At 68.4% G+C, this 21337-nt stretch carries 17 protein-coding genes; 6 read left to right on the forward strand and 11 right to left on the reverse strand.

What is annotated here, in order from left to right; genetic code table 11:
• Window positions 1–67: 67 nt before the first annotated feature.
• The 5 genes from HWX55_RS16435 to apbC form a co-directional block, all read right to left on the reverse strand.
• Window positions 68–886: a lysozyme inhibitor LprI family protein gene (locus tag HWX55_RS16435; protein ID WP_175976502.1), complete on the reverse strand. Its 819-nt coding sequence runs from the start codon at window positions 884–886 to the stop codon at window positions 68–70.
• The gene (locus HWX55_RS16440) at window positions 886–3165 is read right to left on the reverse strand and encodes an arginine/lysine/ornithine decarboxylase (RefSeq protein WP_006497175.1); all 2280 of its coding nucleotides are present in this window, start codon (window positions 3163–3165) and stop codon (window positions 886–888) included. Before HWX55_RS16440 ends, HWX55_RS16435 begins: the two co-directional genes overlap by 1 nt.
• A gap of 81 nt (window positions 3166–3246) precedes the next feature.
• On the reverse strand, window positions 3247–3816 hold the full coding sequence (gene dcd, locus HWX55_RS16445; protein WP_006398615.1) for a dCTP deaminase: 570 nt from the start codon (window positions 3814–3816) through the stop codon (window positions 3247–3249).
• Window positions 3817–3928: 112 nt separating this feature from the next.
• Window positions 3929–4465 carry a superoxide dismutase [Cu-Zn] gene (gene sodC, locus HWX55_RS16450; RefSeq protein WP_050012046.1) on the reverse strand — a complete coding sequence of 179 codons (537 nt, stop codon included), beginning with the start codon at window positions 4463–4465 and terminating at the stop codon, window positions 3929–3931.
• Between the two features lie 133 nt (window positions 4466–4598).
• Window positions 4599–5690 carry an iron-sulfur cluster carrier protein ApbC gene (apbC, locus tag HWX55_RS16455; protein ID WP_050012047.1) on the reverse strand — a complete coding sequence of 364 codons (1092 nt, stop codon included), beginning with the start codon at window positions 5688–5690 and terminating at the stop codon, window positions 4599–4601.
• 353 nt (window positions 5691–6043) lie between these two features.
• Here apbC and HWX55_RS16460 point away from each other — a divergent pair, with 353 nt between their 5' ends.
• Together HWX55_RS16460 and metG are read left to right on the forward strand one after the other, a co-directional pair.
• Window positions 6044–6691 carry an OmpA family protein gene (locus tag HWX55_RS16460; RefSeq protein WP_050012048.1) on the forward strand — a complete coding sequence of 216 codons (648 nt, stop codon included), beginning with the start codon at window positions 6044–6046 and terminating at the stop codon, window positions 6689–6691.
• A gap of 379 nt (window positions 6692–7070) precedes the next feature.
• On the forward strand, window positions 7071–9227 hold the full coding sequence (metG, locus tag HWX55_RS16465) for a methionine--tRNA ligase (protein ID WP_175976503.1): 2157 nt from the start codon (window positions 7071–7073) through the stop codon (window positions 9225–9227).
• Between the two features lie 91 nt (window positions 9228–9318).
• On the opposite strand, the gene HWX55_RS16470 is transcribed toward metG, so the two are convergent.
• Together HWX55_RS16470 and HWX55_RS16475 are read right to left on the reverse strand one after the other, a co-directional pair.
• Entirely contained in the window at window positions 9319–13359 is a 4041-nt protein-coding gene (locus tag HWX55_RS16470) for a translocation/assembly module TamB domain-containing protein (protein ID WP_175976504.1), read from the reverse strand.
• 40 nt (window positions 13360–13399) lie between these two features.
• Window positions 13400–15214, reverse strand: a complete 1815-nt coding sequence (locus HWX55_RS16475) for an autotransporter assembly complex family protein (RefSeq protein WP_175976505.1) — start codon at window positions 15212–15214, stop codon at window positions 13400–13402.
• Window positions 15215–15463: 249 nt separating this feature from the next.
• Between HWX55_RS16475 and HWX55_RS16480 the strand changes: the two genes are divergently transcribed.
• The 4 genes from HWX55_RS16480 (at window position 15464) to panD (ending at window position 18060) form a co-directional block, all read left to right on the forward strand.
• Entirely contained in the window at window positions 15464–15652 is a 189-nt protein-coding gene (locus tag HWX55_RS16480) for a DUF3460 family protein (protein WP_006478107.1), read from the forward strand.
• 4 nt (window positions 15653–15656) lie between these two features.
• The gene (locus HWX55_RS16485) at window positions 15657–16529 is read left to right on the forward strand and encodes a ScpA family protein (RefSeq protein ID WP_012329011.1); all 873 of its coding nucleotides are present in this window, start codon (window positions 15657–15659) and stop codon (window positions 16527–16529) included.
• Between the two features lie 261 nt (window positions 16530–16790).
• Window positions 16791–17630 carry a pantoate--beta-alanine ligase gene (gene panC, locus HWX55_RS16490; RefSeq protein WP_175976506.1) on the forward strand — a complete coding sequence of 280 codons (840 nt, stop codon included), beginning with the start codon at window positions 16791–16793 and terminating at the stop codon, window positions 17628–17630.
• A gap of 43 nt (window positions 17631–17673) precedes the next feature.
• Window positions 17674–18060, forward strand: a complete 387-nt coding sequence (panD, locus tag HWX55_RS16495) for an aspartate 1-decarboxylase (RefSeq protein ID WP_011545962.1) — start codon at window positions 17674–17676, stop codon at window positions 18058–18060.
• Window positions 18061–18192: 132 nt separating this feature from the next.
• Here panD and HWX55_RS16500 read toward each other — a convergent pair whose 3' ends face one another.
• The 4 genes from HWX55_RS16500 to HWX55_RS16515 form a co-directional block, all read right to left on the reverse strand.
• Window positions 18193–18852 (reverse strand): ParA family protein, encoded by a 660-nt coding sequence (locus HWX55_RS16500; protein WP_175976507.1) that lies wholly within the window; start codon window positions 18850–18852, stop codon window positions 18193–18195.
• Between the two features lie 146 nt (window positions 18853–18998).
• Window positions 18999–19412 (reverse strand): DoxX family protein, encoded by a 414-nt coding sequence (locus HWX55_RS16505; protein WP_175976508.1) that lies wholly within the window; start codon window positions 19410–19412, stop codon window positions 18999–19001.
• A gap of 151 nt (window positions 19413–19563) precedes the next feature.
• Complete coding sequence (locus HWX55_RS16510) at window positions 19564–19701, reverse strand: hypothetical protein (RefSeq protein WP_162838115.1); 138 nt, start codon at window positions 19699–19701, stop codon at window positions 19564–19566.
• An 82-nt stretch (window positions 19702–19783) separates the two neighbouring features.
• Complete coding sequence (locus HWX55_RS16515; RefSeq protein WP_175976509.1) at window positions 19784–21286, reverse strand: cobyric acid synthase; 1503 nt, start codon at window positions 21284–21286, stop codon at window positions 19784–19786.
• Between the last annotated feature and the right edge of the window lie 51 nt (window positions 21287–21337).

A 21337-nucleotide genomic window follows, 5' to 3' on the forward strand; every position in this document is an offset into this window, starting at 1 on the left:
CCAACGCAAAACGGGCACCCGAGGGTGCCCGTTTCATCATGTCGCCGCAGTCAAAAGCGGCGCGCCTTTACCGATTGCCGGCCGTCTCCGACAGCCGCTTCATCGTCGCGATGCGCGCGCCGATCAGGTCGACGCGTCCGTCCTCGCCGACGAGCGGCGCCGTCGCATCGCGGAACGCCACCCACGCGCGTTGCGCGCGCACGAGCGTCGCGGCCGAATGCGCGGGCATCTTGCGGTGCAGCTTCTGGTAATAGCGGTTCAGGTCGAACAACGCGTGTTCGCACGCGGCGTCCTGCACGCACGGCCGCACGCGGCGGATCGCCGGATCGCGCGGCGCGTTCGCCGGCCTGGCGCTGGCCGGCGCGACCCCACCGGCACCGCCCTGCGCCCCGCTCGTCGCCGCGACCGGCACGGCGGCGGGCGGCGGCGCATAGCGATCGGCCGCCCCGCGCAGCGCCAGCGCGCGATCGCGCACCGGCTGCAGTTGCAGGTCGGCGCTCGACATCGCATACGCGGTGCCGCGCGTCGTGTCGTACACGGCCTTCAGCAGCAGCACTTCGTCCTTGCGCCACGTGAGCCAGCGGCGCTGGCTGTCCTGCCAGCCGCGCTTCGCGTCGGCCGGCGCATCCTTCAACAGGCGCTGGTACGCGCCGTCCATCACGGCCTGCCACTGCTGCTGCGCTTCGCCCATGCACTGGATCTGCCCGGCCGGCGACGACCGGTCGCGCCGCGCGAGGCATTGCCGCATCGCGACGTCGATCGGGTCGGCCGCCGCGACTTCCGCATGGGCGACACTCGCGCCCGCGAGCGCCGCCAATCCTGCCGCCCAGACGACGAGCGCGGCCAGCGCCGCGCGCATCGTCCGGATTCGTCCGTGCGCCGCCATCAGTCGCGCACGCAGTCGACGAAGTACTCGACGCGGCCGTTCACCTCTTCCGCGACGAGGCCGTGGATGTCGGTGTGGAAGCCCGGGAAGCGCTCGTTGAAGTCGCGCGCGAACCGCAGGTAGTTCACGATCGTCTTGTTGAAGCGCTCGCCCGGGATCAAGAGCGGAATGCCCGGCGGGTACGGCGTCAGCAGGATGCTCGTCACGCGGCCCTCGAGCTCGTCGAGCGGCACGCGGTCGATCTTGCGGTGCGCGAGCTTCGCGAACGCGTCCGACGGCTTCATCGCCGGCTCCATGTCCGACAGGTACATCTCGGTCGTCAGCCGGGCGATGTCGTTCGCGCGGTACACGTCGTGGATCTGCGTGCACAGGTCGCGCAGGCCGACGCGCTCGTAGCGCGGATGCTGCGCGACGAATTCCGGCAGCACGCGCCACAGCGGCTGGTTGTTGTCGTAGTCGTCCTTGAACTGCTGCAGCTCGGTCACCATCGAGTTCCAGCGACCCTTCGTGATGCCGATCGTGAACATGATGAAGAACGAGTACAGGCCGGTCTTCTCGACGATGATCCCGTGCTCGGCCAGGTACTTCGTGACGATCGCGGCCGGAATGCCGGTCTCGCCGAATTCGCCGTCGACGTCGAGCCCCGGCGTGATGATCGTCGCCTTGATCGGGTCGAGCATGTTGAAGCCTTCCGCGAGCGGGCCGAAGCCGTGCCAGTGGTCGTTCGGCTTCAGCATCCAGTCTTCGCGCGACCCGATACCTTCCTCGGACAGGTTGTCCGGCCCCCACACGCTGAAGAACCAGTCGTCGCCGTATTCGGCGTCGACCTTGCGCATCGCGCGGCGGAAGTCGATCGCCTCGGCGATCGATTCCTCGACGAGCGCAGTGCCGCCCGGCGGCTCCATCATCGCGGCCGCGACGTCGCACGACGCGATGATCGCGTACTGCGGGCTCGTCGACGTGTGCATCAGGTACGCCTCGTTGAAGCGGTGCTTGTCGAACGTGCGGTTCTCCGAATCCTGCACGACGATCTGCGATGCCTGCGAGATGCCGGCGAGCAGCTTGTGCGTCGAGTGCGTCGCGAACACGAGCGCGCCGGTGCGCGGACGGCCGTCGCCGATCGCGTGCATGTCGCGGTAGAAATCGTGGAACGTCGCGTGCGGCAGCCACGCTTCGTCGAAGTGCAGCGTGTCGAGCAGATCGCCGAGCAGGTCCTTGATCATCTCGACGTTGTAGACGACGCCGTCGTACGTGCTCTGCGTGATCGTCAGGATCCGCGGCTTCATGTCCGGGTTCTCGCGCAGCGCCTCGCGCGCGAACGGGTTCGCCTCGATCTTCTTGCGGATGTTCTCCGGCTTGAATTCGTCGCGCGGGATCGGCCCGATGATGCCGAAATGGTTGCGCGTCGGCGTGAGGAACACGGGGATCGCGCCCGTCATCGTGATCGCGTGCAGGATCGACTTGTGGCAGTTGCGGTCGACCAGCACGATGTCGCCCGGTGCGACCGTCGCGTGCCAGACGATCTTGTTCGACGTCGACGTGCCGTTGGTCACGAAGAACAGGTGATCCGCGCTGAAGATGCGCGCCGCGTTGCGCTCGGACGCCGCGACCGGGCCGGTGTGATCGAGCAGCTGGCCGAGTTCGTCCACCGCGTTGCAGACGTCCGCGCGCAGCATGTTCTCGCCGAAGAACTGGTGGAACATCTGGCCGAGCGGGTTCTTCAGGAACGCGACGCCGCCCGAGTGCCCGGGGCAGTGCCACGAGTACGAGCCTTCGTCCGCGTACTTCACCAGTTCCTTGAAGAACGGCGGCGCGAGCGAATCGAGATAGACCTTCGCCTCGCGGATGATGTGGCGCGCGACGAACTCCGGCGTGTCCTCGAACATGTGGATGAAGCCGTGCAGTTCGCGCAGGATGTCGTTCGGCAGATGGCGCGACGTGCGCGTCTCGCCGTACAGGAAGATCGGGATGTCCGCGTTGCGGCGGCGCACTTCGGTGACGAACGCGCGCAGCTCGATGATCGCGGTCGCGAGCTCCGGCAGCTCGCCGTCCGGGCCGGTTTCGCCGAGCATGAGTTCGTCGTCGTCGATCGACAGGATGAAGCACGACGCGCGGCTCGATTGCTGCGCGAACGACGTCAGATCGCCGTAGCTCGTGAGGCCGAGGACTTCGACGCCCTCCTTCTCGATCGCTTCGGCCAACGCCCGGATGCCGGAGCCCGAGATGTTCTCGGAGCGGAAATCTTCGTCGATGATGACGACGGGGAAACGAAACTTCATGGGCGATTCTCCAAAAAGAACGACCGCGGCGCGTCACGCGCAGCGGTCACCCGGAAACTGGTGAGACGTTATGCAACCAGATCAGGTTTTCGGCAGCGTGACACCGCGCTGCCCCTGATACTTGCCGCCGCGATCGGCGTACGACACGTCGCACACCTCGTCGCTTTCGAAGAAGAGCACCTGCGCGACGCCTTCGTTCGCGTAGATCTTCGCGGGCAACGGCGTGGTGTTCGAGAATTCCAGCGTGACGTAGCCTTCCCATTCGGGTTCGAACGGCGTCACGTTGACGATGATCCCGCAGCGCGCATAGGTCGACTTGCCGAGGCAGACGGTCAGCACGGTGCGCGGGATGCGGAAATATTCGACGGTGCGGGCCAGCGCGAACGAATTCGGCGGGATGATGCACACGTCGCCCTTGAAATCGACAAACGAACCCTCGTCGAAGTTCTTCGGATCGACGATCGTCGAGTTGATGTTCGTGAAGATCTTGAATTCGTCCGCGCAGCGGATGTCGTAGCCGTAGCTCGACGTGCCGTAGCTGACGATCCGGCGGCCGTCCTCGGACGCGCGGACCTGATCGGGCACGAACGGCTCGATCATCTTGTGCTCTTCGGCCATGCGCCGAATCCATTTGTCGGACTTGATGCTCATATCTGGGCGCCTGGAAACGCTGCGTGACAATCAGGGAGGGCCGCTCGCGCCAAGCGGCGGCCGGGAAAGGCGGACATTTTACGCGATCATCGGCCCACGCACGCGGCGGCCGTCAACGGATCACGCCGCAGGCCAGCGCAGGCCCCGCGCCATGCTGCGAAAACGCGGGGTCGCTCGCGTCGCGGTGCACCAGCGCCGCGCGGTTCATCGCCGAGCGCACGCCATCGAGGGCCAGATCGGGCGCGACGATGAAGCCGGCCGCGACGCCGTTCGCATCCGCGTGGATGTTGCCGAGATCGCCGGCGACGCGCGCGCCCGCGCGCAGCCGGTCGGCAGCCGGCGCGAACACCTGGCCGGCGCTCGAGCCGTCGCCCGCGTTGCAGTCGCCGCGTTCGTGCACCTGCAGCGCGTGATCGCTGTTCGGCGGCAGGCCGACCAGGTTGTAGGTGACCTGCACGCCGTCCGGGCGCTCGACGAACGTCACCGCGCCGCGCGCCTGCGAGCCGACCGTCGGCTGCAGTTGCGCGTCGGCCCGTTTTTCGTGCGACGAGGAAAAGGAGGTACAGCCGGCCAGGAGGCCCAGCGCGGCGGCGGCCAGCAGCGCGCGCCGCGCGCGGCCGGCGCGCACGCCGTGATGTCGTTGTTTCATTCGATCCTCATGCCGGCTGGCGGTCGTTCGAGACGACGGCCGCGCCGGGCGGGTAAAGGGACCCGGGAAAAGTCGCCATGATACCGCGCCTCGCGGCGCAGCAAACAGCGTGAGGCCCCGCCCCGCAAGGGTTTTACGTATTTTGAACAACGATCGACGGGAACTTCGACGTCATGTCGCGCGATCGCTCGGCAATCGCCAGCGCGACCCCACGCGCGATGTCGCGGTAACGACGCGCGAGCGCGCCTTCGGGATCGGCCGCGACCGTCGGCGTGCCGCTGTCGGCGCGCTCGCGGATCGCGATGTCGAGCGGCAGGCTGCCGAGCACGGTCACGTCGTAATCCTTCGCCATCCGCTCCGCCCCGCCGGCGCCGAAGATGTGCTCCTCGTGGCCGCAGTTCGAGCAGACGTGGATGCTCATGTTCTCGACGATGCCGAGGATCGGGATCCCGACCTTCTCGAACATCTTCAGCCCCTTCTTCGCGTCCAGCAGCGCGATGTCCTGCGGCGTCGTGACGATCACCGCGCCGGTGACGGGCACGCGCTGCGCGAGCGTGAGCTGAATGTCGCCCGTGCCCGGCGGCATGTCGACGATCAGGTAGTCGAGCTCGCGCCAGTTGGTCTGGCGCAGCAGCTGCTCGAGCGCGGACGTGGCCATCGGGCCGCGCCACACCATCGGGTTGTCTTCCTCGATCAGGAAGCCGATCGAGTTCGCCTGCAGCCCGTGGCCGACCAGCGGGTTCATCGACTGGTTGTCCGGCGACTCGGGGCGCTGGCCGTGGATGCCGAGCATCGTGGGCAGCGACGGGCCGTAGATGTCGGCGTCGAGAATGCCGACCGACGCGCCTTCCGCGGCGAGCGCGAGCGCGAGGTTCACGGCCGTCGTACTCTTGCCGACCCCGCCCTTGCCCGACGCGACCGCGACGATGTTCTTCACATTCGGCAACAGCTTCACGCCGCGCTGCACCGTGTGCGCGACGATCTCCTGCGACACGGCGACGCGCGCGTCGCGCACGCCCGGCACGGCCTGGAGCGCCGCGGCGACGCGCGCGCGCACGTCGTCGTGCTGGCTGCGCGCCGGATAACCGAGCACCACGTCGAGCGCCACGACATCGCCGTCGATCGCGACGTTGCGCACGCCCTTGTTCGCCGCGTACGGGCGGCCGGTATTGGGGTCGACGACTGCCGCCAGCGCGGCGTCGACTTGGGCCCGGTCAATGCTCATCGAAACTCCGTGAAAACGTTTTTCTCGCGCGCAAAACGTCAAAAAATATCAAATTCCGCGGCGAAATTCGGGAAAAGTGAAAGAATCTGTTGCACGCCATTGCGCGAACGCGCGACCCGGCGCACTCTTCGCGTGCGGCATGCTATAGGGCCAAATCGGCCACTCACCGCCTATATTGTAGAGGCTGACGCGTCGCACTGCCCGAACAGCCCCGCTGACGGACAGGGCATGCGAGCGCCTCGGCGGCTGCCGCGAGCGCCGGCCGGCCTTCCTTTTTCGGACGGCCCGCGCAGGGAGCCATGACTGTTGTTTGTCGTCGTTGTCGACTCGTTCAACCAAGAGAGGAATCCAAGATGAACATGAAAATCGCGACTCGCCTGTCCGTCTTCGCACTCGCCGGCGCGCTGCTGGCAGGCTGCGCCACGCAGCAAGGTAACAACACGGCCGTCGGTACCGGCACGGGTGCGGCGCTGGGCGCGGGCATCGGTGCACTGGCCGGTGGCGGCAAGGGCGCGGCGATCGGCGCGGGCGTCGGCGCACTGGTCGGCGGCGTGACGGGTTACAACTGGCAAGCGATCAAGAACAAGCTCGCGCCGTCGGCAGCGCAGACGGGCACGCAGGTCACCGAGCAGCCGGACGGCTCGCTGAAGCTGAACGTGCCGAGCTCGGTCACGTTCGCGACGAACCAGTACGCGATCACGCCGGCGTTCACGCCGCTGCTGAACGACCTGGCCACGACGCTGAACCAGAACCCGCAAGTGACGGCGTCGATCGTCGGCTACACGGACAGCACGGGCTCGGCGCAGCTGAACCAGACGCTGTCGCAGAACCGCGCGCAAAGCGTCGTGAACGCGCTCGTGCAGCGCGGCGTGAACGGCGGCCGTCTGTCGGCGCAAGGCATGGGCCCGTCGAACCCGATCGCGGACAACGCGACCGAAGCCGGCCGCGCGCAGAACCGCCGCGTCGAGATCTACCTGCGCGCGCCGCAACAGCATCAATAAGCGCGACCACGAGAGGAAACGTGCGGGCGCCGCGCCCGCACAGCCCCGCCTGACAAGGCTTTGGGCGGGGCCGGTAACAAATCGAAAAAATTTTCGAACTTCTGTCGCAGGCCGTGGTCAGTATTTACGGTACGCGGCTGGTGTTGCCGGCGCGTCACCATTCTCCTCTTGTCGTTGTTGCTCCGGGGCCGTATCCGCCCCGGTTTTTTTTGCCCGCAGAATTCGTGCTGCGCTGCAGCACAACACCCCCGGGCACGCCGCGCGGGCGCCCCTGCCCGTTCCGGCACCCGGTCCGCGGCGCCCGCCCGCCGCGCTGGCCCGCGCCCCTGCTAGAATCGCGGTTTCCCGTCGTTTTTCCCGCTGTTCTTCTCCAGACACTATGTCCGCATCCGACCCCACCTCCGTGCAGGCTGCGGCGCCGCAAGGCAGCCGCCAGATCCTCGTTACGTCCGCACTGCCCTATGCCAACGGGCAGATCCACATCGGCCACCTGGTCGAGTACATCCAGACCGACATCTGGGTGCGGGCGCTGCGAATGCATGGCCATGAGGTCTACTACATCGGCGCCGACGATACGCACGGCACGCCGGTCATGCTGCGCGCGGAGAAGGAAGGCGTGACGCCGAAGCAACTGATCGACCGCGTGTGGACCGAGCACAAGCGCGACTTCGACAGCTTCGGCGTGTCGTTCGACAACTTCTACTCGACCGATTCGGACGAGAACCGCGTGCTGAGCGAGAAGATTTATCTCGCGCTGCAGGAAGCCGGCCTGATCGCCGAACGCGAAATCGAGCAGGCGTACGATCCGGTCAAGGAAATGTTCCTGCCGGACCGCTTCATCAAGGGCGAGTGCCCGAAGTGTCACGCGAAGGACCAGTACGGCGACAGCTGCGAAGTGTGCGGCTCGACGTACCTGCCGACCGAACTGCTGAACCCGTATTCGGTCGTGTCGGGCGCGACGCCGGTGCGCAAGACCTCGAAGCACTACTTCTTCCGCCTGTCCGACCCGCGCTGCGAATCGTTCCTGCGCGAATGGGTGAGCGGCCTCGCGCAGCCGGAAGCGACCAACAAGATGCGCGAATGGCTCGGCGACGCCGGCGAAGCCAAGCTCGCCGACTGGGACATCTCGCGCGACGCGCCGTACTTCGGCTTCGAGATCCCGGGCGCGCCCGGCAAGTATTTCTACGTGTGGCTCGACGCGCCGGTCGGCTACTACGCGAGCTTCAAGAACCTGTGCGACCGTAACGGCATCGATTTCGATGCGTGGATCCGCCCGGGCTCGACGGCCGAGCAGTATCACTTCATCGGCAAGGACATCCTGTACTTCCACACGCTGTTCTGGCCCGCGATGCTCGAGTTCTCGGGCCACCGCACGCCGACCAACGTGTTCGCGCACGGCTTCCTGACCGTCGACGGCGCGAAGATGTCGAAGTCGCGCGGTACGTTCATCACCGCGCAGAGCTACATCGACACGGGCCTGAACCCCGAGTGGCTGCGCTATTACTACGCCGCGAAGCTGAACGCGACGATGGAAGACATCGACCTGAACCTCGACGACTTCCAGGCGCGCGTGAACAGCGATCTCGTCGGCAAGTACGTGAACATCGCGAGCCGCGCGGCCGGCTTCCTGATCAAGCGTTTCGACGGCCGCGTGCAGGACAGCGCGATGAATCATCCGCTCGTCGCGAAGCTGCGCGAGGCGATTGCCCAGATCGCCGCGAGCTACGAAGCACGCGAATACGGCCGCGCGCTGCGCCACACGATGGAGCTCGCGGACGAAGTGAACGCGTACGTCGACGGCGCGAAGCCGTGGGATCTCGCGAAGGATCCGGCCAACGCGGTCGCGCTGCACGAAACCTGCAGCGTGAGCCTCGAGGCGTTCCGCCTGCTGTCGCTCGCGCTGAAGCCGGTGCTGCCGCGCGTGGCCGAAGCGGTCGAGGCGTTCTTCGGGATCGCGCCGCTCGCGTGGGCCGATGCCGCGAAGCCGCTGTCGTCGGCGCAGCCGATCAAGGCGTACCAGCACCTGATGACGCGCGTCGATGCGAAGCAGATCGAGGCGCTGCTCGCCGCGAACCGCGATTCGCTGCAGGCCGAAGCGACGGGTGCGGCCGCCGCGAGCGCGAACGCCGCGAAGGAGGCGAAGAACAACGCGAAGGCGAACGCGAAGCCGGCCGCCGCGAACGGCGCCGACGACGCACCGATCTCGATCGACGATTTCGCGAAGATCGACCTGCGCATCGCGAAGATCGTCGCATGCCAGGCCGTCGAGGGCTCGGACAAGCTGCTGCAGCTCACGCTCGACGTCGGCGAGGAAAAGACCCGCAACGTGTTCTCGGGCATCAAGTCCGCGTACCAGCCCGAGCAGCTCGTCGGCAAGCTGACGGTGATGGTCGCGAACCTCGCGCCGCGCAAGATGAAGTTCGGCCTGTCCGAAGGGATGGTGCTCGCCGCGTCGGCCACCGACGAGAAGGCGGAGCCGGGTCTCTACATCCTCGAGCCGCACAGCGGCGCGAAGCCGGGCATGCGCGTGAAGTAAGCGAAACGCGCTGCTGCTGGCGCAAAAAAGCCCCGCACGGTTTGAATCGTGCGGGGCTTTTTTATCGCTGCCGGGTACGCCACGCCCTTCGTCACCGCTGCCCGAACCACCGGTCGAAGCGCCGCGTGTAATTCAGGTCGACGCCCTGGAACGTGCCGCCGTACGCGGATACCGACCAGAAGCGCGTCAGGTTGATCGTCGCCTTGAACGCGTTGCTCGCCGATTGCAGCCCCTGCTCGAAGCCGAGCACGAACCGCTCGTTGATCGCCTTCGACACCAGCACGACCTGCGGATCGGTCAGTCCGACTTCGCTGCGGCCGACCGACACCTCGTCGAGACCGAAGGTCTGCGCGACCCGCTTGCCGGTCACGCTGCCGAGCAGCCCGAGCGCCGCCGTCATCGCCCCCTGCTGGCCGACGTTGTTGCCCTGGTCGGTGCCGTGCCCGAACAGCAGCCACGACAGCTTTTCGTTGTCCGTGACGTTCGGCTCCGACACCAGCTTGACCGTCGGCGACTGGATCGTGCCTATCACCTGCACGCCGGCCTCGACCTCCTGGTTGCGCCGCATCGCGAGGATGTTGACGCCCGGGTTCGACACCGGGCCATTGAACGTGAAGAAGCCGTTCTCGACCGCGAGCTTGCGGCCGAACGCGGTGTACGTCGAGCCTTCGGTCACGCGCACGTTGCCGATCGCGCGCAGCGGCACGCCCGGCGCGCTCATCACGGTGATCGTGCCGCGCAGCCCGAGATCCGCGCCGTGGCCCTTGAAGCGGAAGTTGTTGCCGAGCCCGACGTCGATGTTCGCGCGCGGCGCCAGCGACGGCGCCGGCTTGTTTTCGACCGGCTTCGGCTTCGCGGCCGCGGTGCCGGTCGGCGTCTCGCCGCGCACCGTGCCGTCCGGCTGCACGATCACGACGTCGTCCGACAGGTGCGGCGCCCCTTGCTCGGGCAGGTCGAACAGCGCGCGATCGACGACGAACTTGCCGTCGATCACCAGCGCGCCGCGCGGCCCGTCGTTCGCGACGGTGGCCTTGCCCGACACCGACAGCTTGCGGTCCGGCGCCGCGAACAGCTCGAGCTTGTCCGCGACGATGCTGGCGGTCAGGTCCGGCGCCTCGCCGTCGAGGCGCACGCGGCCGAGCGCGCGCAGCGTGCCGTCGCCGCCGTGAAACTCGACCTGCTGGAATTCGACGAGGTTGTCCGACAGCTTCACGCGCACGATGCCGTCCTTCAGCTGCACGCCCTGGTCGATCAGCGTCGCGGACAGCTCGTCGCCGGTCAGCGTCCCCGACAGGTTCGGTTTCGCCGGCGTGCCGGCGACCGTCAGCTTCAGCGCCGCGCGCCCGCCGAGCAGGTAGCTCGGCCCGAACAGGTTGCCGGTGGTCTTCAGCGCCGGGATGTCGGCATCGATGCGGCCCGCCAGCGGACCGTCGTCGACGATGCCGAACACGCCGTCGCGCAGCGCGAACGGCACCGTGACGTTCGCGTCCAGCGTGCCGATCCGGCTCGCCTTCGCGAGCGCGGTCACGTTGAGCCGGTTGCCGGGCGCGAAGCTCGCGCGGGCGGACAGGTCGGTCAGGCCGAGCGACGCGATGCCGCGGCCGGTCTCGATCGTCACGTCGCCGCCACGGCGCTTCACCTGCACGTAGCCCGTCGCGTTCGCGCCGAGCGAGAAATCCCAGTCGGCATCGAGCACGACGTCGGTGCGCACCGGCGGCCGCTGGCCGGTCAGCACCTGGCGAACCTCGAGGAAACGCGCGACCGATGCGCCGGTCACCGAACCGGCCGAGCGCATCTGGCCGCGATCGAACACGAACGATTTCAGGTCGATCGCCGCGCCTTCGAGCGTGAGCCGCGTCGCGCCGAGCGTCACGCGGCCGGCGCCGGCCGATATCGTCAGCGGCGCCTGCAGCGCGAGCGCCGGCGTGCCGCGATTCGCGAGCCGCGTGACGGTGCCGTCCCAGCGCATGCCGTCGCGGTTCTCGACCACGCCGCCGTTCGCCGCCAGCGTCAGGTCGATCACGCGGCCGCCGGCCATTCCGAGCGCCGACGCGTCGAGCGTGTGCTTCGCGCGCGTGCCGTCGAGGTTCGCGCGCAACGACTTCAGCTTGAACGAGCCGAGCGCGATGTCGGCCGCGTCGGCCGTGAACACGAGCGCGCCGTGCGCGCCATCGCGGATGTCCGCGCGGCCCTGGGCGGCGCCGATCCGGTTCGACCCGACGACGACGTGCTCGGCCTTGTAGGTGGCCGTCACGTTCGGATGCGCGAAGCTGCCGGTCAGGTCGCCCTGCGCCTGCACGAGCCCTTCGACGCCGAAGCCGAGCCGGTCGAGCTGCGGCGCGTCGACGACGAAGCGCAGCCGGTCGCCGGGTGCGCCGAAGCTGCCGCGCAGGTCGACGTGGTTGCCGGCGATCGACAGGTTCGCGTTGCTCGGCAGAATCCGCGAGCCGGCGAGCTGCACGACGCCGGCGCCGGTCAGCGGCACGCCGTCGTACAGGCTGTCGGCGAGCTTGAAGGTCGCCTTCGTCGACACCTGCGGCGCGAACGCGCCCGACGCGGTCAGCGTGCCGGACACGCGCGTCTCGCCGCGCTTGGCCGGCGCCTTGGCCGCTTTCGCAGGCGCCTTGCCGCTCGCCTTCGGCGTGCTCATCGCGGCGAGCAGCAGCGGATCGAACGCGGTCAGTGTCGCCTTCGCGTCATAGCTCGAATGCGCGTCGTGGCGGAATACGCCCGTCAGATCGATGCGCCCCTTGCCCGCCGTCACGCGCGTATCGGTCAGCACGGTCTGCTGCTGCGTCAGCGCGACCTTGGCCCGCGCGCCGAGCGCGAGCTTCGGGTCGTTCAGGTTGAAATCGACGGTCGTCACGTCGCCCGCGAGCGTGACGCCGAGCGGGCCGCCGAGGCGCATCGGCCGCAGCTCGGCGACGAACGCGTTCAGGTCGAGGTTCGCGACCTTCAGGTCGAAGCGGCCCTTGCCGCCCGCGAGCGTGCCGCCGCCGGTCACGCTGCCGTCGCGGATCAGTTTCAGCGCGAGACCGTCGATGCGCTGCGCGTGCGCGTCGAGATGCACGGTCGCGTGCGCGTCGATCACCGGCAGCAGATGGTCGCCGAGCGTGCCGGGTTTCGCGTTGACGATCGACACGGGCCCCGTCACCGCGAATCCCTTCGCGGGCGCCGAGCCGGCCGGCGCGCTCACCGGTGCGAGTTCGGCGCGCACCGCCAGATCGGCCGCGAGCGCGCCGGGCGACAGCGCCTGCGGATTCACGTGGTCGAACGCGAGCGACGCACGCGTGAGCGGCACCGTGCCGAACGGCGCGGCCTCGACGTGCGCGCGCCCGTTCAGCTTCATCCCGCTCGCGGAGACGTCGGCGACGAGCGCTTCGAGCGACCCCGACACGTTCGCGCTCGCGTTGACCGGTTCATCGGCGAGCTTGCCCACGTAGGTGGCGTCGCCCGTCAGCGCGAACGGCTTCACGCCGTCGAGCTTCGCGCGCGCGGTCAGCGCGCCGTACGGCGTATCGACGCCGTCGAGCACGAGTTCATGGTGGCGGCCGTCGCTGCGGCCGTTCAGCGCGAGATGGTCGAGCTGCGTCGTCGACGTACCTTCGTGAATGGCGAGGCGAGCGACGCGCAGGTCGTCGATCCACACCTGCAGCGGCAGGCTCAGATTCTGCGGCGTCGTACTCGGCGTCGACGGCCCCGGCACGATCCGCACGTCGATCGTGCCGGCGCGCAGATAGGCGACGGACAGCCGCCACGGCGCGCGCGTCAGTGCCCAGCGGCCGTCGAGCCGGTCGATGCGGATCTCGGTGCCGGTGCCGTCGGGGCTGGTCCACGCGAACCCGCGCAGCCGCACGCCGGTCGCGAGCGAGCCGCCTTCGAGCGTGCCCGCGAGCCGCGTGCCGAGCACCTTGCCGGCCACCTGCCACGCGAGCCGCGTGCCGCGCTCGGTCGTCACCGCGCCCAACACGAGCCCCGCCGCCAGCACGACGAGCAGCACGACCGTCGCGAGCGTCCACGCGACGACGCGCCACGCGCGGCCGCGGCGCGGCGCGCGCGGCGGCGTGCCGGGCGCGCCGTCGGGCGAATCCGGATCGTGAGGCGGCGGCGTGTCGTTCGGGTCCTTCGTCATGCGGTTCGTCGTGCGGGTCGTCGTCAATAGGACGGCAGGTTCAGAAAGCGATGCCGAGCGTCAGGTACGGGCGCACGCTGTGGTTGCGCAACCCGTACGCGACGTCGACGTTGATCGGGCCGACCGGGCTGCGCCAGCGCGCACCGACGCCCACGCCCGGGTAGAACACGCGCTCGCCCCACGCATCGGTCGCGGTGCCGATGTCGAAGAACGTCGCGGCGCCCCAGTCGCGGTTGAACCAGTGCTGGTATTCGGCCGTGCCCGTCATCAGGTACTTGGTCGGCAAGACGGAGCCGGCGACGCTGTTGCCGATGCTCTGGTAGCCGTAACCGCGCACCGAGTTCGAGCCGCCGGCGCGGAACAGCAGCGACGCCGGCACGCCGGTCGAGCTGCCGCTCGTGAACACGCCGCCGAGCTCCGCGCGGAACACGAACAGGTCGCGCTTGCCGATCGGCAAATACTGCTGCCCGCGCGCGTAGCCGCGGATGAAGGTTTCGTCGGCCAGCACGTGCTTGACCGCGAAGCCGGCCTCCGCGTGAATCAGGTTGCCCGAGCGCGGAAACAGCGGATCGTCGACGTTGCGGCGGGTCCACGCCCACTGCGGCACCAGCGCGCGGCTCGTGGTCGGCCCCGCGCCGTTCTGGTCGAGCCGGTCCTGGTAGTACATCAGCGAATACGCATAATCGATGAACTGGCCGGTGCGCGTGCGCTGCGCGCCGATTCGCGCGCTGTAGATGCGCGTATCCGACACGTTGGTGTTCGTGTACGACGCGAGCACGCTGTTGGTCCAGCCCTTCTCGCCCGGCGGCATCGACAACTGGACCTGCCCGTACTGCTGAATCTGGTCGACCCGGCCCGACACGGTCAGTGGCCACGCGGCGCCGAACGTGTCGAGATACGTATAGGAACCCTGCACGTGCGGCCCGGTGTCGGTCGCGAAGCCGACGCCGCCGCGGATGTTGTTGTACGGGAACTCGCTGACCTTCACGTGCACGGGCGTGCGATCGGGCTTCGACGTATCGTCGCCGACGTCGATCGCGACGCTCGCGTAGTACGGCGTGTTCTGCAGCTGCCGCTGCAGTTCGGTGATCCGCCGCACGTCGTAGATCTCGCCTTCCGACAGCGGATTGACGTTCGTGACGATCCTTTCCGGATAACGGCGCACGCCGTCGACGTCGACCTTGCCGATCGTGAACGTCGGACCGCTGTCGAACGCGACCGCGAGCGTCGCGCGCTGCGTGCGCGGATCGATGCGCGCCTCGGACGACGCGATCTTCGCGCCGAGATAGCGGCGCGACTGCAGTTGCCGAAGCGCCGCGCCCTTCGCGTCGTCCCAGTCGGACTGCGTGAACGGATCGCCCGGCTTCATCGAGAACGCGAACCGGGTCGCGGTCTCCTGCTTCGGATCCTCGGTTTCGACCGGCCCCTTGAACGTCAGGTCGACCGTCGACACGACGGTCTGCTTGCCCGGATCGACCGCGATGCGCACGTCGCGCTTGCCGTCGCGGGTGCGCACGTCGGTGCGCACGACCGGCGAGAAATAGCCGGCCGTCGCGGCCAGGTCGCGCACCTGCTGCGGCGTGGCGGTCACGAGGAAGTCGAACTGGTCGTCGCTGATGTCGTCGCGCTTCGCGAAGCGGGCGATGTCGAGATGCGTCTTCAGGAGCTTGCGGATCGAGCGCGGCGCGTCGATGTCGACGTCGTACTTCGCGTGGGCCGGCAGCGCGAAGCACGCGGCCAGGCAACCCGCGAGGGCCGCCCGCGCGACGCGGGCCGCGGCGTCGGCGCGATCGCGTGCCGCGCGCCGGCCCGCGTGATGCGCCGTGTGTGCTTGCTGGTTCGACTGCCCCGCCAAATATGACCTCGCCGTCCTGGAGTGTTACGGTTTCGTGGAAAACCCTGTATTTGACCACAGGGTGCCGACGTCACAGCCAAACGATTGTGAAAGAGTGCCAAGGCCGCGGCAGGGCCGCCGCACGGTGCCCGCCAGCGCCGGCCCGCGGATTCGACGCGCGATTGGCGCCGGCTGTTCCCCGCGATGCGGTAAAATCCCGCCATCGAGAATCCGGCGCACCGTGCGCCGCCCGAAACGGAAGATCCAGCCATGCCGTACCAGTCCGACGTCACGCAGTTCCTGAACCAGCTCAAGCAGCAGAAGCCGACGCTCGAGGAAGAGCAACGCAAGGGCCGTTCCCTGCTGTGGGACAAGCAGCCGATCGATCTCGAAGAGCGCGCCGAGCAGCAGGAATCGCGCGTGAAGCAAACGTCGTACGTCTACTACCAGAACTTCTGACGACGTGAGCGCCGCCGACGAGGCCAGCGCCGCCCGGCAGGACGACGCGATCGCCGCGCCCGCGGGCGCCGATTCGACGCCCGACACGGTCGACGGCGTCGCGGCGTTCGCTCGCCTGTACGGCGAGCCGCTGTTCAAGCTGCCGCAGGATCTGTACATCCCGCCCGACGCGCTCGAGGTGTTCCTCGAGACGTTCGAAGGCCCGCTCGACCTGCTGCTGTACCTGATCCGCAAGCAGAACTTCAACGTGCTCGACATCCCGATGGCGCAGGTCACCGCGCAATATCTGGGCTACGTCGACCAGATCCGCACGTCGAACCTCGAGCTCGCGGCCGAGTACCTGCTGATGGCCGCGATGCTGATCGAGATCAAGTCGCGGATGCTGCTGCCGGTCAAGAAGGCCGACACCGGCGAGGAAGCCGAGGATCCGCGCGCCGAACTCGTGCGCCGGCTGCTCGAATACGAGCAGATGAAGCTCGCCGCGCAGCGGCTCGACCAGTTGCCGCAGCTCGGCCGCGATTTCCTGCGCGCCGAGGTATACATCGAGCAGAGCGTCACGCCGCGCTTCCCCGACGTGAATTCGGACGACCTGCGCGCCGCGTGGGCCGACGTGCTCAAGCGCGCGAAGCTCGTCCAGCACCACAAGATCTCCCGCGAGGAGCTGTCGGTGCGCGAACACATGAGCCTGATCCTGCGCCGGCTGCAGAACGCGCGCTTCATGGAATTCGCCGACCTGTTCGACACGTCGCGCGGCGTGCCGGTCGTCGTCGTGAACTTCATCGCGATGCTCGAACTCGCGCGCGAATCGCTGCTCGAGATCACGCAGGCCGAACCGTTCGCGCCGATCTACGTGCGTCTCGCGTACCTGCCCGCGTAAGGGCCGCCGCCCGCCGCTTCCCGTTCCCCGGTGCATCCCGACGCTCGCCGCTTCGCCGCGGCGAATGGCCGTCCGGCGGGTATCCGGCACGTCCCACTATAAAGTGAACGATCGTTCTTTTATCGATGCGTCGCGCGGCCAAATCCTCTACAATCCGCCGACGCCCGATGCGCCGCCCGCGCGCCGGCGTTCTCCGCTTCGACCCCGATGCCGCTGCCGCGGCGTCAACGCGCGCCTGCGCGAGGAACCCGCTACCCGATCATGAAAGTCATCAGCTCGATCCAGGAACTGCGCGACCAGCTGCGCGGACAGAACCGCACGGCGTTCGTGCCGACGATGGGCAACCTGCACGAAGGGCACCTGTCGTTGATGCGCCTCGCGCGCCAGCACGGCGACCCGGTCGTGGCGAGCATCTTCGTCAACCGGCTGCAATTCGGCCCGAACGAGGATTTCGACAAGTACCCGCGCACGCTCCAGGACGATATCGAGAAGCTGCAGCGGGACAACGTGTACGTGCTGTTCGCGCCGACCGAGCGCGACATGTACCCTGAGCCGCAGGAGTACCGCGTGCTGCCGCCGGACGACCTCGGCGGGATTCTCGAAGGCGAGTTCCGGCCCGGCTTCTTCGCCGGCGTGTGCACGGTCGTCACGAAGCTGATGTCGTGCGTGCAGCCGCGCGTCGCCGTGTTCGGCAAGAAGGACTACCAGCAGTTGATGATCGTGCGCCGGATGTGCCAGCAGCTCGCGCTGCCGGTCGACATCATCGCGGCCGAAACCGTGCGCGACGAGGACGGCCTCGCGCTGTCGTCGCGCAACCGCTACCTGACGACCGACGAGCGCAACGAAGCGCCCGAACTGGCGAAAACGCTGCAGCGCGTGCGCGACAGCGTGCTCGGCGGCGAACGCGATCTCGGCAAGCTCGAGCAGCACGCGCACGCGCACCTGGCCGAACGCGGCTGGGTGCCCGACTACATCGCGATCCGCCGCCGCGCGAACCTGATCGCACCGAGCGCCGCCGAACTCGAAGCCGGCGAGCCGCTCGTCGTGCTCGCGGCCGCGAAGCTCGGCGCGACGCGCCTCATCGACAACCTGGAAATCTGACGCGCGGCCCGCCGCGCCTCTCACGACGCATCACGGAGACACCATGCAGCGCCACATGCTCAAATCGAAGATCCACCGTGCGGCGGTCACGCACTGCGAACTGCACTACGAAGGTTCGTGCGCGATCGACGAAGACCTGCTCGAAGCGGCGGGCCTCATCGAAAACGAACGGATCGACATCTGGAACATCAACAACGGCGAGCGCTTCTCGACCTACGCGATCAAGGGCGAGCGCGGCAGCGGGATGATCTCGCTGAACGGCTCGGCCGCGCGCCGCGCGCAGCTCGGCGACCTCGTGATCATCGCGGCGTTCGCGATGGTCGACGAAGCGGAACTGCAGGCCGGCTGGAAGCCGAAGCTCGTGTTCATCGACGACGGCAACAAGATCAAGGGCCATCGCGATCACGTGCCGACGCAGAACTGGACGTAAGCCGAGCCGCACGCCCGCGTGCCGTCGCGCGGGGTGCGGCGATGCCGCCTGCCGCAGAAGGGCCGGATGCCGTCAGCCACGGTCCGGCCCTTTCTCATTGGGTCTGAGAGGTTGCAGCGGCCGGACGGCCGCTCAGGACGCCTTGACGGCCTTCTCGGCCTTCGGCGCGCGGCGCTCGGCCCATTCGACGATCGGCCGCCACTGTTCGAGATCCTTCTCGACGCGGCTTTTCGCGACATCCCACAGCGTCAGGCCGTGCGCGGCGATCTGCACGTAGTTCTGCGTGTCGCGCACGTAGCCGAGCACCGGCAGGCCGAGCCCTTCGACGAACCGGTGCAGCTGGTCGGACGAGCGCGTGCGCGCGTCGACCCGCATCCCGACGATCCCGACCTCGACGCTGCCCTTGCGCACGGCCTTCTCGCCGGCAAGGCGTTCCAGAAACTGCTGGGTCGCGAGGATATCGAACATCGACGGCTGCAGCGGCACGATCACCTTGTCGGCCAGTTGCAGCGCGACGTTGAGCCGCGTGCCGTGCAGGCCGGCCGGCGTATCGATCACCGCGTATTCGAGGCCGCGCGGCGGCTTCGACGGCGCCTCCGGATCGAGCGCCCACGCCTCGATCGCCGGCAAGCCGGCCGGCCGCAGGTCGAGCCACGCATGCGCGGACTGCTGCCGGTCCAGGTCGGCCAGCGCGACCCATGCGCCCTGCGCCGCGAAATAGCCGGCTAGATTGGTGGACAGCGTGCTCTTGCCCACGCCGCCCTTCGGATTCGCCACCACGATGACCGTCATGAATTCCCCCGAAAAAGCCGCGCGGCGCCGGCCGCATGGCAGGCGCCGCTCGATTGCGGATACAGGGAGCGATGATATCGGCAAACGGGGGGTCACCGGAACCGGTCGCACCGAACCTGTGCCCCTTTCGTCTGCTTTCCTTCACGTCACGCGCGCTGGACCGCGGCCTCCCGCGCGCCGAGCGCGAACGCGCCGCCGCCCAGCAGGGCCTGCACGGCCAGCGTGACGGCCCAGAACGCCGGATATTCCCAGCCGCCGTGCGGCGACGAGAAGCCCCAGCCGTTCGGCAGATGCGCGGCGACCGCGCCGAGCATGAACGGCAGCAGCACCAGCGCGGCGATGCGCACGCGGAAGCCCGCGAGCAGCGCCAGGCCGCCCGCCAGTTCGACGAACGTGGTCAGGTACGCGAGCCAGCCCGGTAGGCCGATCGACGTGAAAAACCGCGCGGTGCCCGGCAGCGTGAAGACGAATACTTTCTGTGCGACGTGCGCGAGGTACAGCACGCCGAGGGCGACGCGCAGCAGCGTCGCGGCGAAATCGTTCAGGCGGTTGGCGTTCATGACGGATTCCTTAGTGAGTGGATGGAATGGATCGCACTCTATTCGAATCCATTCGGCCGATAAACGCGCCAGCCCGCTTAAATTACCTCCACTCAGGAACGAATCGACGCAAAAAAAGGGCATGACCGATCATGCCCTGCATCCTTCCTGCTCAGTAACCGCTCTTGCCTTGCGTGGCGTCACCGCCGGACTGGCCGCCGCCCGGCGCATACGAATCGCAGGCATGCGCGGCCGCGGACGCGCCCAGCAGCGCCGCAAGCAGCACGCTCCACCACCATCGAGCCCTCATCGTCGCCCTCCTTCGGGCGGACTTCCGCCCTCCTCTGTTGTACGCGATCGCGCGGAAAAAGCGAGAGCCGACCGGCGCGGTTTCAACGAAACTCGGCGTACAGCGCGTCGAGGTCGAGGTGCTCGGCGAACGTGTCGGCCAGCCGCTCAAGCGACGCCTCGCGCAGCGCCGGGTAGTCGATGCGGGCCGCGCCGTCGAGCCCCGCCCACGCGAGCAGCGCCGCGCAGGCGTCGGGCGCGTCGAACAGCCCGTGCACGTAGGTCGCGAGGATCTGGCCGTCGGCCGAGATCGCGCCGTCGGGACGCACGCCGTCCCGCCCGGCATCGGCGGTCAGCGTCAGCGCGGGCGTCGCGAGCGCCGGCCCGCGCGTGTCGCCCATGTGGATCTCGTAGCCGCGCACGGCCGCCGTGCCCGGCAGCGCGAGTCGACCGGTCACGTTCTTCAGCGTCTTGTCGGGCTGCAGCGTCGTGTCGAACTCGAGCAGCCCGAGCCCCGGCACGCTGCCGGGTGCGCCTTCGAGGCCGAGCGGATCGTCGAGCGTGCGGCCGAGCATCTGCATGCCGCCGCAGATGCCGATCACCTTGCCGCCGTAGCGCAGATGGCGCCGGATCAGCGCGTCCCAGCCCGCATCGCGCAGCCACGCGAGATCGCGCTGCACGCTCTTCGAGCCGGGCAGGATCAGCAGGTCGGCGTCGGGCACGGGGCCGCTCTTCCAGTACGTGAATTCGACCTGCGGATGCGCGCGCAGCGGATCGAAATCGGTGTGGTTGCTGATGCGCGGCAGCGCGGGCACGACGATGCGCAACACGCCGGCATCGCTACGAGCGGCGGCGCTGCGCGCCTGCGCGGGCAGCATGTCCTCGGCGTCGAGCAGCAGCCCGTGCAGATACGGCAGCACGCCGAACACCGGCTTGCCGGTCTGCGCGCGCAGCCAGTCGAGCCCCGGTTCGAGCAGCTTGAGGTCGCCGCGGAAGCGGTTGATCACGAAGCCGCGCACCCGCGCACGCTCGCTGTCCGACAGGCAGGCGAGCGTGCCGACCAGATGCGCGAACACGCCGCCGCGATCGATGTCGGCGACGAGCACGACCGGGCAGTCGACGCGCTCGGCAAAGCCCATGTTCGCGATGTCGCCGTCGCGCAGGTTGATCTCGGCCGGGCTGCCGGCGCCTTCGACGATCACCGTGTCGTAACCGGCGCGCAGGCGCGCATACGATTCGAGCACCGCATCGAACGCGACCGGCTTGTAGTCGTGATACGCCCGCGCGTCGAGGTTCATGCGCGCCTTGCCGTGAATGATCACCTGCGCGCCGCGGTCGCTCGTCGGCTTCAGCAGCACCGGATTGAAATCCGTATGTGGCGCGACGCCGGCGGCCAGCGCCTGCAACGCTTGCGCGCGGCCGATCTCGCCGCCGTCGACCGTCACCGCGCTGTTGAGCGCCATGTTCTGCGGCTTGAACGGCGCCACGCGCGCGCCGCCGCGGCGTGCGAGGCGGCACAGGCCCGCGACGAGCGTGCTCTTGCCCGCGTCGGATGTCGTGCCCTGGATCATCAGCGTGCCGCGCGGCCGCGGCTCGGGTGCATTCATCGTGTGAAAGGTGTCGCGAAGCAAAGGCGGCATTATCGCCCGCGGCGGGTC

The sequence above is a fragment of the Burkholderia sp. BCC1047 genome (assembly GCF_902833155.1).
GTDB lineage: Bacteria > Pseudomonadota > Gammaproteobacteria > Burkholderiales > Burkholderiaceae > Burkholderia > Burkholderia sola.

What these genes read in the sequence shown, in the direction of transcription:
- HWX55_RS16470 (WP_175976504.1), bottom strand. Translation starts at nt 13,359, where the DNA reads ATGACGAAGGACCCGAACGACACGCCGCCGCCTCACGATCCGGATTCG.
- HWX55_RS16460 (WP_050012048.1), top strand. Translation starts at nt 6,044, where the DNA reads ATGAACATGAAAATCGCGACTCGCCTGTCCGTCTTCGCACTCGCCGGC.
- HWX55_RS16505 (WP_175976508.1), bottom strand. Translation starts at nt 19,412, where the DNA reads ATGAACGCCAACCGCCTGAACGATTTCGCCGCGACGCTGCTGCGCGTC.
- metG (WP_175976503.1), top strand. Translation starts at nt 7,071, where the DNA reads ATGTCCGCATCCGACCCCACCTCCGTGCAGGCTGCGGCGCCGCAAGGC.
- panD (WP_011545962.1), top strand. Translation starts at nt 17,674, where the DNA reads ATGCAGCGCCACATGCTCAAATCGAAGATCCACCGTGCGGCGGTCACG.
- panC (WP_175976506.1), top strand. Translation starts at nt 16,791, where the DNA reads ATGAAAGTCATCAGCTCGATCCAGGAACTGCGCGACCAGCTGCGCGGA.
- apbC (WP_050012047.1), bottom strand. Translation starts at nt 5,690, where the DNA reads ATGAGCATTGACCGGGCCCAAGTCGACGCCGCGCTGGCGGCAGTCGTC.
- HWX55_RS16480 (WP_006478107.1), top strand. Translation starts at nt 15,464, where the DNA reads ATGCCGTACCAGTCCGACGTCACGCAGTTCCTGAACCAGCTCAAGCAG.
- HWX55_RS16435 (WP_175976502.1), bottom strand. Translation starts at nt 886, where the DNA reads ATGGCGGCGCACGGACGAATCCGGACGATGCGCGCGGCGCTGGCCGCG.
- dcd (WP_006398615.1), bottom strand. Translation starts at nt 3,816, where the DNA reads ATGAGCATCAAGTCCGACAAATGGATTCGGCGCATGGCCGAAGAGCAC.
- HWX55_RS16510 (WP_162838115.1), bottom strand. Translation starts at nt 19,701, where the DNA reads ATGAGGGCTCGATGGTGGTGGAGCGTGCTGCTTGCGGCGCTGCTGGGC.
- HWX55_RS16500 (WP_175976507.1), bottom strand. Translation starts at nt 18,852, where the DNA reads ATGACGGTCATCGTGGTGGCGAATCCGAAGGGCGGCGTGGGCAAGAGC.
- sodC (WP_050012046.1), bottom strand. Translation starts at nt 4,465, where the DNA reads ATGAAACAACGACATCACGGCGTGCGCGCCGGCCGCGCGCGGCGCGCG.
- HWX55_RS16440 (WP_006497175.1), bottom strand. Translation starts at nt 3,165, where the DNA reads ATGAAGTTTCGTTTCCCCGTCGTCATCATCGACGAAGATTTCCGCTCC.
- HWX55_RS16515 (WP_175976509.1), bottom strand. Translation starts at nt 21,286, where the DNA reads ATGAATGCACCCGAGCCGCGGCCGCGCGGCACGCTGATGATCCAGGGC.